At 71.5% G+C, this 13,590-nt stretch carries 9 protein-coding genes; 4 read left to right on the top strand and 5 right to left on the bottom strand.

The features are described from left to right. The first annotated feature begins 35 nt into the window (after positions 1-35). Complete coding sequence (locus tag AC5Y3Z_RS23130; RefSeq protein ID WP_473138901.1) at positions 36-539, top strand: hemophore; 504 nt, start codon at positions 36-38, stop codon at positions 537-539. Here the strand turns inward: AC5Y3Z_RS23130 and AC5Y3Z_RS23125 are convergent, their stop codons facing one another. Beyond that, positions 540-1,742 (bottom strand): lysylphosphatidylglycerol synthase transmembrane domain-containing protein, encoded by a 1,203-nt coding sequence (locus AC5Y3Z_RS23125; RefSeq protein ID WP_473138900.1) that lies wholly within the window; start codon positions 1,740-1,742, stop codon positions 540-542. It abuts the gene before it with no gap. Between the two features lie 233 nt (positions 1,743-1,975). Here AC5Y3Z_RS23125 and AC5Y3Z_RS23120 point away from each other — a divergent pair, with 233 nt between their 5' ends. Further along, positions 1,976-2,953 carry a YihY/virulence factor BrkB family protein gene (locus tag AC5Y3Z_RS23120; protein ID WP_473138899.1) on the top strand — a complete coding sequence of 326 codons (978 nt, stop codon included), beginning with the start codon at positions 1,976-1,978 and terminating at the stop codon, positions 2,951-2,953. A gap of 47 nt (positions 2,954-3,000) precedes the next feature. After that, positions 3,001-4,143, top strand: coding sequence for an AI-2E family transporter (locus tag AC5Y3Z_RS23115; protein ID WP_473138898.1), 1,143 nt, complete (start codon positions 3,001-3,003; stop codon positions 4,141-4,143). Between the two features lie 15 nt (positions 4,144-4,158). Here AC5Y3Z_RS23115 and AC5Y3Z_RS23110 read toward each other — a convergent pair whose 3' ends face one another. Then, a complete protein-coding gene (locus tag AC5Y3Z_RS23110; RefSeq protein WP_473138897.1) occupies positions 4,159-6,636 on the bottom strand; it encodes a PE family protein in 2,478 nt (825 codons plus the stop codon). 320 nt (positions 6,637-6,956) lie between these two features. On the opposite strand from AC5Y3Z_RS23110, the gene AC5Y3Z_RS23105 reads away from it, so the two are divergent. Next, positions 6,957-10,202 carry a PE family protein gene (locus tag AC5Y3Z_RS23105; protein ID WP_473138896.1) on the top strand — a complete coding sequence of 1,082 codons (3,246 nt, stop codon included), beginning with the start codon at positions 6,957-6,959 and terminating at the stop codon, positions 10,200-10,202. 40 nt (positions 10,203-10,242) lie between these two features. On the opposite strand, the gene AC5Y3Z_RS23100 is transcribed toward AC5Y3Z_RS23105, so the two are convergent. From AC5Y3Z_RS23100 to AC5Y3Z_RS23090, 3 genes are read right to left on the bottom strand one after another with little or no spacing between them, the layout of a single operon-like run. After that, the gene (locus tag AC5Y3Z_RS23100; RefSeq protein WP_473138895.1) at positions 10,243-12,351 is read right to left on the bottom strand and encodes a glycoside hydrolase family 3 protein; all 2,109 of its coding nucleotides are present in this window, start codon (positions 12,349-12,351) and stop codon (positions 10,243-10,245) included. Continuing rightward, entirely contained in the window at positions 12,348-12,842 is a 495-nt protein-coding gene (locus tag AC5Y3Z_RS23095) for a TIGR04338 family metallohydrolase (RefSeq protein ID WP_473138894.1), read from the bottom strand. Before AC5Y3Z_RS23095 ends, AC5Y3Z_RS23100 begins: the two co-directional genes overlap by 4 nt. Beyond that, positions 12,839-13,588, bottom strand: a complete 750-nt coding sequence (locus tag AC5Y3Z_RS23090) for a DUF2786 domain-containing protein (protein WP_463827967.1) — start codon at positions 13,586-13,588, stop codon at positions 12,839-12,841. The genes AC5Y3Z_RS23095 and AC5Y3Z_RS23090 overlap by 4 nt, the downstream gene beginning before the upstream one ends. Positions 13,589-13,590: the final 2 nt, after the last annotated feature.

Below are 13,590 nucleotides of genomic sequence, written 5' to 3'. Positions count from 1 at the left end.
CAGACATCGCGAGGCGAACCACCGAGGAGTTACCCATGCAAGCAAGCACGCGTCGCGGGCTTTTCGCAGTAGTGATCGCAGCCGGTCTGACCGGCGCCGGCAGCGCATCTGTCGCGGCACCCGCAGCAACAGGTTCGACGGACCCGTGCGCGGCCAGCGAAGTGGCCCGCACCGTGGGCACCGTCGCAAAGCAGACCGGTGATTACCTGGATTCGCATCCGGACACCAACCAGGCCCTGACGTCGGCCTTGCAGGAACCCGCGGGCCCGCAGTCGGCCACCACGCTCAAGAGCTACTTCGAGACCCACCCGAAGGTCGCGCTGGATCTGCAAGGCCTCGCCAACCCGCTGAACAAGCTGGGCACCCAGTGCAGACTGCCGATCACGTTGCCGCAGGCACTGAGCCTGTTCCAGGCGGCCCAAGGCGCGGGCGGCGCGCTGCCGGGCCTGCCGGGCGCCGCCGCGGTGGGCGGCCAGCCGGCCCCGCTCGCGGGCCCCGGGCCCGGTCCCCGTCCCGGTCCGGCACGCGCCGCCGGCTGATCAGCCTCGCTGGTTGGCGTCGGCCGCCGGCTCATGCTCCGGCGGCGGCAACGGACCCTGCAGCGCGCTGTCGGACGGATCGACAACAGCGTTCAGCCCGCGGCCGCGGACACCTGGATCGGTGGGCGGGTCGTCGGAGTCGCTGTCGGTGACCCGGCGGAACATGAAGAAGAACACCACCCAGCCGACCGCGGCGATGAACAGCCAGCTGATCAGCCGGTAGATCAGCATCGCCGAGATGGCGTTGGGCAACGACATTCCGCTGGACACCAGACCGGGGACCAGCACTGCCTCCACCACCAGCAGACCACCCGGCATCAGCGGGATCGTCCCCACCGCGCGCGCCGCGGCGTAGGCGACCGTCAACCCTGCCAGTGAGGCATGATCTCCCGCGGCGTAGGCCGCAAAGGCCAGGCACGCGACGTCGGCGACCCAGTTGAACAGTGACCAGCTGAACGCCGCCCCCAGGTCGCGTCGGCTCAGGCTCACCGACTCGAGCTGCATCAAGATCTCGCGCCACTTCTCCACACCGGTCTCGGCGGGTTTGCCGCGAATGGAGTTCACCCAGGACAGCACCTTGATGCCGATGCCTTCGATCAACTCCGGCCGCGACGCCACCGCCTGCGCCAGCAACAACAACGCGACGAACCCGCCCAGCGTGAACAGCAGCGAAAACGGGTTGTTCTTCGCGCCCAGCAGAAACGCCCCACCCAAACCCAGCACCGCCAGCCCGACCGCCTGCAGCGCGCCCGACATGACCAGCTGCCACGACGCCACCACCGTGGATGCGCCCCACAGGCGCTGCTGGCGCAGCAGGAACGTCGCCGAGATCACCGGCCCGCCGGGCAGCGTGGTACTCAACGAGTTCGCGGCGTAGAACGCTGCTTCCGAACGCAGTTGCTTCACCTGTACACCGGCCGACGCCAGCAGGGTGCGCTGGATCTGAGCGAAACTGTGCATCGACGCCGCCGCGGCGATCATCGCCGCGACCAACCACCACCACTTGGCGTCGAACAAGCTCATCCAGGCCTTGGCCAGTTGATCGCGCACCAACACGATCTCGACGCCGAGCACGAGCACCACGAGGGACAGTCCCACCCACCGCAGCCACCAGTACTTGCCGCGCGGGGGCGCGTCTGCTGGGCGGGAGAGCGTCTCCAACCACCCGCCCACCGGTTTGCGGGCAGCGGCGTCCGGTGACATCGAACTAGGGTAACCGCGCAGGTGGCGACACCATACCTGCACGTCGCCGAGCGTGTCGGGGTCGTTCCAGGGTCGTAACCGAACCGTGGCGGCCCGCGTCGGCGGTTTTGGGGGAATGACACCGATGACCGGCGCGATTGACCACCGGCAAATCGGGGTATGACCGGGCGCAACCCTGCGGGCAGGGGGTCGGGTCGGCGTGATATCTCGGCGTGGGAATGAAGTGATCGGCGATGGTCGGCTGGTTGGACAGGCTGCAACGGCGTAACCGCGGCGTCGGGGTGGCCGTCGCCGTCATCTACAAGTACCTCGACGACCAAGGCAGTTACCTGGCCGCCCTGATCACCTACTACGCGTTCGTGTCGCTGTTTCCCATGCTGTTGCTGTTGACCACCGGCCTGGGAGTGTTGCTCGCCGACCGGCCGGATCTCAAGGCGAAGGTGCTGCAGAGCACCCTGAGTCAGTTCCCGGTGATCGGTAGCCAGCTGCAGCAGCCGGAGGGACTCAGCGGCGGGACGGTCGCTGTGGTGGTCGGCATACTGGGCGCGCTCTACGGGGGCCTGGGTGTGGGCCAGGCGGTGCAGAACGCGATGGATTCGGTGTGGGCGGTGCCGCGGGACCAGCGCCGCGACCCGTTCCGTTCCCGGGCATTCAGCCTGCTGCTGCTGTTCGTGCTGGGTTCGGCGGCCATCGCGTCGACCCTGCTGTCCGGCGTCGGGCACGCGACGGGATCGCTCGGCGTGTTCGGGAAAATCGGCATCGCGCTGGTCGCCATCGGCATCAATGCGTCGATCTGCCTGGTGGCCTTCCGCCTCACCACCGCGCGCGACCTCAGCTATCGCCAGGTGCTGCCGGGGGCCCTGGCCGCGGCGTTCATCTGGCAGGTCCTGCAGTGGTTCGGCGCCGGTTACGTCGGCCACGTCGTGAAATCGGCCAGCGCGACCAACAGCGTGTTCGCGCTGGTGCTGGGCATGCTCGCGTTCCTGTTCCTGGTGTCGTCGACGTTGGTGTTGTGCGCCGAGATCAACGTGGTGCTGGTGGAGCAACTCCACCCGCGTGCCCTGCTGACGCCGTTCACTGACGACGTGGACCTGACCCCCGCTGACCGCAAGACCTACACCAGGCGGGCGAAAGCCGAACGGGTCAAACGCTTTCAGCGGGTCAGTGTCCGGTTCGACGATGCCGATTCCACGACCACCGACGTGTCGTGAGGAAGCGCGTGCGACCCACCGCACCGGCGTCCAGCTACGCTGATCCGATGTCAGCAACTATCGATGACGATGCGGTAAGCCCGCTGGTCCGCAAGACCGCCGCATGGTCGTGGCGGCTGGTGGTCATCGTGGTGGCCGCGGTGGCGCTGCTGTGGGTGGTCGAGAAACTCGAAGTCATCGTGGTGCCGGTGCTGCTGGCCCTGATGTTCAGCGCGCTGCTGATGCCGCTGGTGGACTGGCTGGACATGCGGGGTCTGCCGCGCGGCTTCGCGGTGGCGCTGGTGCTGCTGGCCGGATTCGCGATCCTCGGCGGCATTCTGACGTTCGTGGTCACCCAGTTCATCGTCGGCGTCCCGGACCTCGTCACCCAGGTCGAGCACAGCATCGACTCCCTGCGCCGCTGGCTCATCGAGGGGCCGGCGCACGTGCGCCGCGAACAGATCGACAACGCCGGCAACTCCGCGATCGAAGCGCTGCGGAACAACCAAGCGAAGCTGACCAGCGGGGCGCTGTCTACCGCGGCCACCATCACCGAGCTGGCTACCGCCGCGGTGTTGGTGCTGTTCACCCTGATCTTCTTCCTCTACGGTGGCCGCAACATCTGGCAGTACGTTCAGCAGATCTTCCCGACCCATGTCCGCGACCGCGTCCACGAGGCCGGCAAGGCCGGATACGGCGCCCTGACCGGCTACATCCGCGCCACGTTCCTGGTCGCGCTGACCGATGCGGCCGGGGTGGGCGCCGGTCTGGCGATCATGGGCGTACCGCTGGCGTTGCCGCTGGCCTCCATCGTGTTTCTGGGCGCCTTCATACCGCTGATCGGCGCACTGGTCTCTGGCCTGCTGGCGGTGGTGGTGGCGCTGCTGGCCAAGGGCATGGTCTACGCGCTGCTCACCCTCGGCCTGCTGATCGTGGTGAACCAGCTCGAAGCGCACGTGCTGCAGCCCGTGGTGATGGGACGCGCGGTCTCGATCCATCCGTTGGCGGTGGTGCTGGCCATCTCCACCGGTGGGGTATTGGCCGGGATCGTCGGCGCGTTGCTGGCGGTGCCGACGGTGGCGTTCCTGAACAACGCCATGCAGGTGTTGCTGGCCAAGGATCCCGAGGTGGAGGCCGAGGAACAGGCCGAAGGCGAGACGGGCGCGATCGTGTCGGCTCGGCCGGACCAGCCGGACGACAGCGACCCGTAGTAGCCGACCGGCCCGTTACGGAGAGCCATTGGTGCCGGGGGCACCGGGCTGACCGCCGGGACCGCCGGCCCCGGCGGCTCCGCCGAGACCTCCTTGAGCATGCGCACCACCCACCGCGTTTCCGCCGTCTCCGCCGTCGCCCCCGTCGGTGAGTGGGCTGGCTGCGTTGCCGCCGTCCCCGCCGCGACCGCCCAGACTATTGCCGGTTCCCGCGTTGGTTCCGTCGCCGCCCCGACCGCCGTTTCCGCCGTCGCCGGCGATGCCCGCGCCGCCCGCCCCGCCGCGCCCCCCAACAGCATCCGCTGCGGAACCTGGCTCAGTGACACTCGCGTCACCACCGCGTCCCCCGATTCCGGCGTGACCACCGGTCGCTGCGCCGCCGGCCCCGCCGGCGCCGCCGACCGCGTCCGTCAACGAGGTGCCGGAGTTCACCGCCGCACCGCCGTTCCCGCCCGCGCCACCCGCGCCGGCGGTGCCATTGCCGCCCGCACCTCCGGTGCCGGCGGTCAGTATGTCGGTGACGTTGCCACGCGTGATTCCACCATCACCGCCCTTTCCGCCGGTGGTGCCGGTGCCGCCCTGCCCGCCGGCGCCGGCGACCGAAGCTTGCCCGCCGACGGAGTAGGCGTTCCCGCCGCGGCCGCCGTTGCCACCGGCCACGGCGGTCCCACCGTCGGCACCGGCCCCGCCGGCGCCCCCGGTGGCATTCCCGGTGCCGCCGGCGATGGCCGTGCCCCCGCCTCCTCCATCGCCGCCGCCGGCCGCGCCGGCACCGCCGTCACCACCCTGACCACCGGTGACGTTTCCCGGACCATTGTTCAGCGTCGCGAAACCACCGCCACCGCCGGTGCCGCCGAGATGAGTGGTCCCGGTACCGCCTGTGCCGCCGTTCCCGGAGATCGCGTTCGCCGTGCCGCCGCTCACCGCCGCACCGCCGTTCCCTCCGGTGCCGCCCCACGGTCCCTCGCCGCCGGAACCACCGGCGCCTCCGTGGGCGGTTCCGTTGCCGGTGCTTGTCGCAACGCCACCGTCACCGCCGCGTCCGCCGACACCGGTGTCGTCGGCAGTTCCGGTGCCGCCGGCGCCGCCGGTCCCACCGAACACGTTGTCGTCGCCCGCGGTGGTGGCGGTACCTCCGGCTCCCCCGTCGCCGCCGTCGCTGCCGTCGCCGCCTCGTCCTCCGGTGCCGCCGGGGCCCGTGCTGCCACCGGTACCGCCGGTGCCCGGCGTGCCTCCGGCACCTCCGGTGCCGCCGTTGCCACCGTCGCCGTCCTTTGCGGACCCGTTGCCACCCTGGCCGCCTTCACCGCCGGTACCGCCGGTCCCGCCGTTGCCGTTGATGCCACCGTTGCCCGCGCCGCCGGTACCTCCGGTGCCGCCCTGGGCGCCGGACGTGCCATTGCCACCTTCGCCGAGGAGGCCGACGCCCGCGATCCCTTGCATGCCCGCACCCCCGGTGCCGCCGGTGCCGCCTTTGCCCCCGGTGCCGATAGCCCCGGGTGCTGCGCCGTCAGCGCCGGCTCCGCCGATGCCGGCAGTTCCGCCGGTGCCACCCTGACCGCCGTTGGTGGCCCCGGAACCGGTGTCGGCCAGTCCTTCGCCGCCCTGACCGCCCATTCCGCCAGTGCCACCAACTCCGCCGGCACCGCCCCCGCCATGGGCACCCTGCGTTCCACCGAACAGACCCGGGGCTCGCCCGCCAGCGCCTCCCCCAGCGCCATTACCACCGATGCCACCTTGACCGCCCTGACCGCCCTGCTCGCCGATGCCGCCCGGGCCGCCGCCAGCAATGCCATTGATGCCGGTGCCTCCGGTACCGCCTGTTCCGCCGACGCCACCGGCTCCGCCCGGGCCGCCATTGCCCCAGAGCAGACCTCCGGTGCCGCCGGCGCCGCCCGTACCGCCGGCACCGCCGCTACCGCCGACTGCGCCCTGGGCGCCGATCGATCCTGTGACACCGGTTCCGCCGGTACCGCCGGCGCCCCCGTGTCCGATGAGGCCGGCGTCGCCACCCCGGCCGCCGGTCTGTCCGGGTGCCCCGGACCCGCCGTCGCCACCGTTACCCCACAGCAGACCGCCAGCTCCGCCCGCTTGTCCGGTTCCCGGGGCACCGTTGACACCGTTGCCGATCAACGGGCGCCCGAGCAGCAGATTGGTCGGCGCGTTGATGACATCCAGAACGAGGTGCTCGAGAAGCACCAAGGGGGAGGCACTGGCGGCATCGGCGGCGACATAGGCGCCGGCTGCGGTGGCCGTGGCCTGGACGAACTGTGCATGGAACTGCGCCGCTCGGCCACTCAGCGCCTGATACTCACGGGCGTAATTACCGAAAAGTTCGGCAATAGCCAGGGATACTTCATCGCTGGCGGCGCTGAGGACAGCTGTAGTGGAACGTGCGGCCGCTGAATTGGCTTGCGTCACCGATGACTGGATTCCAGCGAGTTGCTGCGAAGCGGAAATCATTGTTTCTGGTACCGCAATTACGTGCGTCATCGGGCCGGTGTGCCTTTCCTGAGACCGATTGAATTTTCGCCTCGGGAGCGTAGTCCGGAACAGTTCGGTATGAACTGGTTTTTACGTAGATTTATGCTGATCAGCACGCCGGTACCGCTTTCCGGATATCGCATACACAGATGCATTCCCATTCACAAGTGCATTCTGGTTGCTGCGCTCAGCGTTGTTGTACACCTATGTTTTTCAAATAAACTTCATTACCCGTCGGCGATCAGAAACTTCAACTAATGTCGCCCGCGGTGTCCGGCGTCGTGCCGGATCAACCTTCCCGCTTGCCCACACACCACTGAGGTATCGCCGTGTCGTTTCTGCGTTTATCGCCCGATGTGGTGGCCTCCGCGGCTGCCGACCTACGCCGAATCGGCACCGGTGTCGCGGCTGGCAACGCCGCTGCGGCCACCGTCACGACCCAGGTGGGCAGCGCGGCCGCCGACGAGATATCCCTCGCCGTCGCTGAGCTTTTCTCCCAGCACGCCGCCAACTACCAGAGGCTGGCCGCCGATGCCTCGGCGTTCCACAGCCAGTTCGTCGGCAACCTGCTGTCCGGCGCGGACAGCTACCTGTCGAATGAGGCGGCGAACACCGGCCTGCTCGGGCTGCTGAACGGTCCCAGCAACGTTCTGCTCGGCCGGCCGCTGATCGGCAACGGCGCCAACGGTGCCACCGTCGACGGCGTCGGCACCGCCGGCGGCGCAGGCGGGATCCTGTACGGCAACGGCGGCAGGGGCGGCACCAGCACCAAAGCCGGGGCGACCGGTGGAGCCGGCGGGGCCGCCGGACTCATCGGCAACGGCGGTGCCGGCGGCCTGGGTGGCGCGGGCGGGACCGGCGGCGCAGGCGGCAGCGGCGGATGGCTGCTCGGCAACGGTGGCGCAGGGGGCACAGGTGGGGCCGGACTGGCCGGGACCACCGGCCCGGGTGGCCAGCAGGGCGGCGACGGTGGGAGTGGCGGCCGCGGCGGAGTCGGTGGCACCGCCGGCCTGTTCGGCGCCGGGGGTACCGGTGGCGACGGTGGTCGGGGCGGCGACGGTGGCGCCGGCGGCAAGGGAGTGACCGGCAGCGCGAACTATTCCGACGGCGGCAACGGCGGCCAAGCCGGTACCGGCGGCGATGCCGGAGCCGGTGGCAATGCGGGCCCGTTCGGCACCAATGGCAGCGGCGGGCGCGGCGGCCACGGCGGGACTGGTGGAATCGGCGGTCTCGGGGCTCCTGACTCCTCAGATGCCTTCGGCGGCAGTGCCGGAGGTGTCGGCGGCGATGGCGGGAATGCCGGCGCCGGCGGTGCCGCCGGGACCGGCGGCAGCGGCGGATCCTCGGGCGCTTACGGCGACGGCGGTAAGGGTGGCACCGGTGGCGAAGGCGGAGCCGGCACGCACGCGACAACGACCGGCAGTCCCAACGGCGGCAAGGGCGGTCCAGGTGGGCAGGGCGGATCCGGCGGCGACAGCGGCGCCGGTGGTCGCAACGGAGATGGCGGTGACGGCGGCGTTGGAGGCGTCGGTGCCGACGGTGCGGACGGCGCCGCCGACACCGGCAGCGGCGCTGGTGACGGTGGCAGCGGCGGCGACGGCGGCACCGGCGGAACCAGCGGCATCGCCGGTACCGGCGGCAGCGGCGGAACTGGTGGTACCGCCGGTAGGGGCGGTACCGGGGGCAACGGTGGCCAAGGGGCGGCCGGCCTGGCGGGATCCGGGCACCTGGGCGGCCACGGCGGCCACGCCGGCGACGGCGGCAATGGCGGAAACAGTCCGGCCGGCGGTACCAATGGCGACGGCGGCGTGGGCGGCCGCGGGGGCAACGGCGGTGTCGGTGGCAGTGGTGCCGCCGACAGCGGCAGCGGCGGCCAGAACGGCGGCAACGGCGGCAATGGCGGTAACGGCGGCGTCGGCGGTGCCGACGGCCACGGTGACGGCGCCGTCGGCAAGGCCGCCGCCGGTGGCGACGGCGGCACCGGAGGGGGAGGCGCTGTCGGTGGCGACGCGACGGCAGGTTCCCAGCGTTACGGCGGCTATGGCGGCTATGGCGGTTTCGGCGGATACGGCGGATCCGGCGGCGGCGGTGAAATCGGTGCCGGCGGCGACGGTGGCAACGGCGGCAAGGGCGGCGACTCGGCCGCCGGCGGACTCCACGGGGACGGAACGCGCAACAGCTGGGGTGCCGCCGGCACCGGCGGCGACGGCGGCAACGGCGGCAACGGCGGCAACGCCGCACTCGGGCAGGCCGGACCAGAGGGCGGACACGGCGGTCACGGCGGACTCGGCGGTAACAGCGGCACCGGCGGCACCGCGGGCACCGGCGGCGACGGTGGAGAGGGCGGGGAAGGCGGCGACGGCGGCGGGGACGGCACCACCGGCCAGCCCGGCCTGATCGGCGGCACCGGTGGCAATGGCGGCGACGGCGGCGATCCGGGAACAGGTGGCGCCGCCGCGACCGGCGGCAGAGGCGGCAACGGGGGCGCCGGTGGCGAGGGCGGCTGGGGCGGCGCCGGCAGCAACGCGGCAGGTCTGCCCGGTGCCACCGGGGGCACCGGCGGCAACGGCGGCAACCCGGGGACCGGCGGCACCGCCGGGAACGGTGGCGACGGCGGACAAGGCGGCTGGGGCGGTGACGGCGACGGAGGTGTCGGACGACCGGGCTATGCCGGTGGCAACGGCGGCATGGGTGGCACCGGCGGGCTTCCCGGCCCCGGTGGCACCGCCGGCAACGGTGGCGAGGGCGGATTGGGCGGCCAGGGTGGCGAGGGCGCCGTCGGCGGACCCAACCAGCAGGGATACCAAGGCGGAATCGGCGGACAGGGCGGACAGGGCGGCCTCGGCGGCTCGGCCGGACTGGGTGGCACCAACGGCAACGGTGGCCTCGGCGGCACGGGCGGCCAGGGTGGCGACGGCGGCCTCGGCGGCAACGGGGACAACACCTCGCCGTTGCCGGCGGGCGTCGGCGGTACGGGCGGACTCGGCGGCGACGGTGGCGGTGGCGGACAACCCGGGTCGGGGACCGGTAAGTCCGGTGCGGTCGGCGGAGCGGGTACCGGCGGCATCGGCGGTACCGGTGGCGTGGGCGGCAGCGGCTATGACGGCGCGGTCGGCGGCGTGGGAGGTGCAGGCGGTCAGGGCGGTTCCGGAGCACCCGGCCTGCCGGGCCAGGCCGGTGGAACCGGCGGTAACGGCGGTATCGGTGGCGGCGGCGGGCCGGCAGCCGGTGGCGGTGACGCGGGTGCGGGCGGTATCGGTGGCATCGGCGGCACGGGCGGAAATGGCGGCGACGCAACGACTTCCGGCCAGGCCGGCGCACACGGCGGGCACGGCGGCAAAGGCGGCGGCGGAGGAGGCGGCGGGGTCCCCACCGGCGGCGGGAAGGGTGCCGACGGCGGCGACGGCGGCGACGGCGGTCCGGGCGGCGCCGGTGGCGACGGCGAGGCTGCGCCGGGAGGCACCGGCGGAACCGGCGGCACCGGTGGCGCCGGTGGCCACGGCACCCCGCCTGGTGGTGTCGACGGCTCCGCCGGCGACCCCGGACTGGATGGATTGGACGGCGGAACCGGCTGAGTCACCCCGGTGCCCGCGGGTCGTACGTTCGGGGCGTCCCTCAGCACCCGAACGTGCGGCCGGTTAACTCGACCTCGCCGGTCAGCCTCAGGTCCACCGCCGACGCGCCGACGGCCACCGCGTGCCGGCCCGCCGCGATCCGCCAGCTCCCCGCCTCGAAGCGGGCCAGCAGCCGCGGCTCGGCGTGGATGTGTACCCGGCGGGACTCCCCGGGCAGCAGTTCCACCCTGTCGAAACCCAACAGCCGCAACCGCTTTCCGTCGGGCGCTGCGGTCAGATACAGCTGCGGCACTTCGGTGCCGGTCCGCTCGCCGGTGTTGACCACGGTGCAGGTGACGGCCACCGTTTCGCCGCCGGACGCCTCGAGATCGCGGTACTCGAAGCTGGTGTAGGACAACCCGTGGCCGAACGCGAACAACGGTTCCTGCTCGGTGGACGCGAACCACCGGTAACCGACCTCGGCGCCCTCGGTGTAGTGGATCGTGCTCGGCGTCCCCAGCCCCGCGACCTCGGGCAGTTGCGGGCGCGGCGTCTGGCCGAGATCCGCCGGAAAGGTGACCGGCAGCCGTCCCGACGGATTGACCTGTCCGGCAAGGACTTCCGCGATGGCCTGACCGCCCCGCTGCCCGGGATACCAGGCCTGCAGGATTGCGTTCACCGCAGCGCGCCACGGCATCGCCACCGGGTTGCCGGTCTCGAGCACCACCACCGTGTTCGGGTTGACCGCCGCGACTGCGGCGATCAGCGCATCCTGGCCCCACGGCAGCGACAGGTCCGCGCCGTCGAATCCCTCCCCTTCGGCCCGGGTTGCGAACACGATCGCGACGTCAGCCCGGCGGGCCACCGGGACCGCCTCGGCGGGGTTGATGCCGGGGTCGAAGTAGATTTCGGCGTGCGGGAATTGCTTTCTGAGTTCCTCGAGCGGGCTCGACGGCAGTAGATACAGATTGCGCATCCCGGCTTCCAGCCCGGCGCCCCCGATCGGGATTACACCCGCATAGCCGCCGGGCGGCAGCACGGTGCTGGAGCCGTATCCGGCCGGCACACCGAGCTGAGCGTGGCCGCCGATCACCGCGATCCGGGCTGCGGACGTCACCGGAAGGACTCCCCGGTTGTGCAGCAGCACGATGCCCTGACGCGCGACTTCGGTCGCAATAGCGTTGTGCGCGTGCATATCCGGCTCCGGCACCGGCCCCCATCGGTCCGCCCCGACGGCGAAGATGGACCGCAGGATGCGGCGCACCATGTCGGACAGCCGCTCGGCGGGCAACCGTCCATCGGCGTACGCCGCGCGCAGCGGCTCGCCGAAGGTCTCTGCCTGCCAGAGCAACGCATCGATCTGCGCGCCGCATTCCTGGTCGAGCCCGGCCAGCGCACACTCCCAACCCGGTGTGCCGCCCCAGTCCGACATGACCCAGCCGCGGTATCCCCACCCGCCTTTGAGTATCTCGGTGAGCAGGACTGCGTTGGCCGCGCAGTAGGCGCCGTTGACCTTGTTGTAGGCAGCCATCACCGCCCCGGGGCGGCCCCGCTCGATCGCAATCTGGAAAGCCAGCAGGTCGGATTCGCGGTGTGCGTCGGGGTCGATGACCGCGTCGAGCCAGTGCCGATTGGTCTCGTTGCAGTTCAGCGCGAAATGCTTCACCGTGCTGATGACACCGTGCTGCTGGATGCCGAGGATCTGTTCGGCGGCCAGCACCCCACTCAGCAGCGGATCTTCGGAGAAGTATTCGAAGTTGCGGCCGTTGCGCGGGTCGCGGGCCAGGTTCATCGCACCGGCCAGTTGTACGTTCAGTCCGCGGCCGCGTGCCTCCGCGCCGATCACCGATCCCGCGGCGCGGGCCAGCTCCGGGTTGAAACTGGCCGCCAGCGCCAGCCCGGCGGGCAGGGCGGTGGCGGTGTCACCCGGGCGGAAACCGGGATTGGTCACCCCGAGTCCGGCGTCGCTCATCCGCAGTGCCGGCACGCCGAGGCGGGCGATGCCCGGCACATATCCGGCGCTCATCGGTACCTCCGGCGGGATGCGCTCGTCGCGCAGCGGCCACATGTCCCCGGCACCCATGACGCCCACCAACAGGGCGAACCGCTCGTCGTCGGTCAGCTGCGCTTCGACTTCGTGTGCGCGCGCATCGGCTTCGTGGTCGTTCATCGCACTCCCTCTTTGGCGTACACCACCCGCAGCACATGCCCTACTTCGGGACCCATCACCAACTCCGTCAACGTGCACATCGTCGCCACGAACTCCGGCCCGTGTGCCGGGGCGACCTGGCTCAGATGGTGCGCCACCTCGTGCAGCACCACCAATTCACGCATCGCCCAGTCGGCGCTGACCCGGTCCGGAACAGCGATAGTGCCGGCGCCGCCGCGGTTTTCGTAGTGCGCGGCGCTGGCCGCGCGTCGCGCCCGGACCCGCAGCGGTGACACCGCCGGCCACTGCAACCGCACGGCGGGCAGCGCCAACACGTCGTCGACGTAGCGCTGCACCGACTCGACGGACGCGAACCGGGCCTCGGGCGGCAGCGTCAGCTGCGTACCGAAGAACTCCACGCTCGGCAACCCGTGCTCCCGGGCGCGGTCGAACATCGCCCGGACGAAGACTTCGGCCCCATAGACCTTGGCGCGCTGGGTATCTCGCGTCACCGGCCCAGCGCGGTCCGGGCGCCCGGTAACTCGGGACTGTTGCCCAGCCGGGCCCGTCGACCGGCCCGGTCACCCGCGCGTCGGGCAGCCGACGAGTACCCGGCCGTGGCCCGGCTGGCCTGCCAGGTGCCCCGCGCCCTCGATGCGCTCCGGTAGTGATCACGCAGCTCGACTTCTTTGTCCCGCAACGCGATCGCCGTCCCCGGCGCGCGACTGCGGTCCCTGGTCACTTCCTGACGGGCCTGCTCGCGCGCTTCGGCCAGCCGCTGACCGACCCGCGCCCCGAACGCGAGCTGGAAGTTGAGCCGGGCGGTGATGGTCGGCGTGGGACGGTGCGCGCCGGACGCCAGGTAGGCATCCGAGGCGCGCACCATCTGCACCACCAGGCTGGCGTACAACGCGTGGGTGGCGTCGATGTCCTCGGCGAACCCGTAGGCGTAGATGAACGTGGAGTTGGACGCGATGTCGCAGCGCACGTCGTTCGCCGCGGCGATCAGCACGAAAAGCTGTGCGTACGTGCGCAACCCGCGCGTGCCCGCGTTGCCGATGGTAATGGTGCGCTGGGTGGGGATCTGCGCGGCGGATCGGTTGGAGGAATGCGAACGCGCCACCGCCAGGTCGATGGACGCGGCCGTCGCCAACCGCTGTGCGGCACTCAGAAACGCGTCGGCTTCGTGGGTATTGTCGGTACCCTCCGCCTGGCGTAGCAGTGCCGCGATACGGGACAGCATCTTGTCGTCGGTCATGG

The sequence above is a fragment of the Mycobacterium sp. NGS61 genome (assembly GCF_059812325.1).
This window is presented reverse-complemented; position numbering and strand designations above follow the sequence as displayed.

What these genes read in the sequence shown, in the direction of transcription:
- AC5Y3Z_RS23110 (WP_473138897.1), bottom strand. Translation starts at nt 6,636, where the DNA reads ATGACGCACGTAATTGCGGTACCAGAAACAATGATTTCCGCTTCGCAG.
- AC5Y3Z_RS23100 (WP_473138895.1), bottom strand. Translation starts at nt 12,351, where the DNA reads ATGAACGACCACGAAGCCGATGCGCGCGCACACGAAGTCGAAGCGCAG.
- AC5Y3Z_RS23115 (WP_473138898.1), top strand. Translation starts at nt 3,001, where the DNA reads ATGTCAGCAACTATCGATGACGATGCGGTAAGCCCGCTGGTCCGCAAG.
- AC5Y3Z_RS23130 (WP_473138901.1), top strand. Translation starts at nt 36, where the DNA reads ATGCAAGCAAGCACGCGTCGCGGGCTTTTCGCAGTAGTGATCGCAGCC.
- AC5Y3Z_RS23090 (WP_463827967.1), bottom strand. Translation starts at nt 13,588, where the DNA reads ATGACCGACGACAAGATGCTGTCCCGTATCGCGGCACTGCTACGCCAG.
- AC5Y3Z_RS23120 (WP_473138899.1), top strand. Translation starts at nt 1,976, where the DNA reads ATGGTCGGCTGGTTGGACAGGCTGCAACGGCGTAACCGCGGCGTCGGG.
- AC5Y3Z_RS23125 (WP_473138900.1), bottom strand. Translation starts at nt 1,742, where the DNA reads ATGTCACCGGACGCCGCTGCCCGCAAACCGGTGGGCGGGTGGTTGGAG.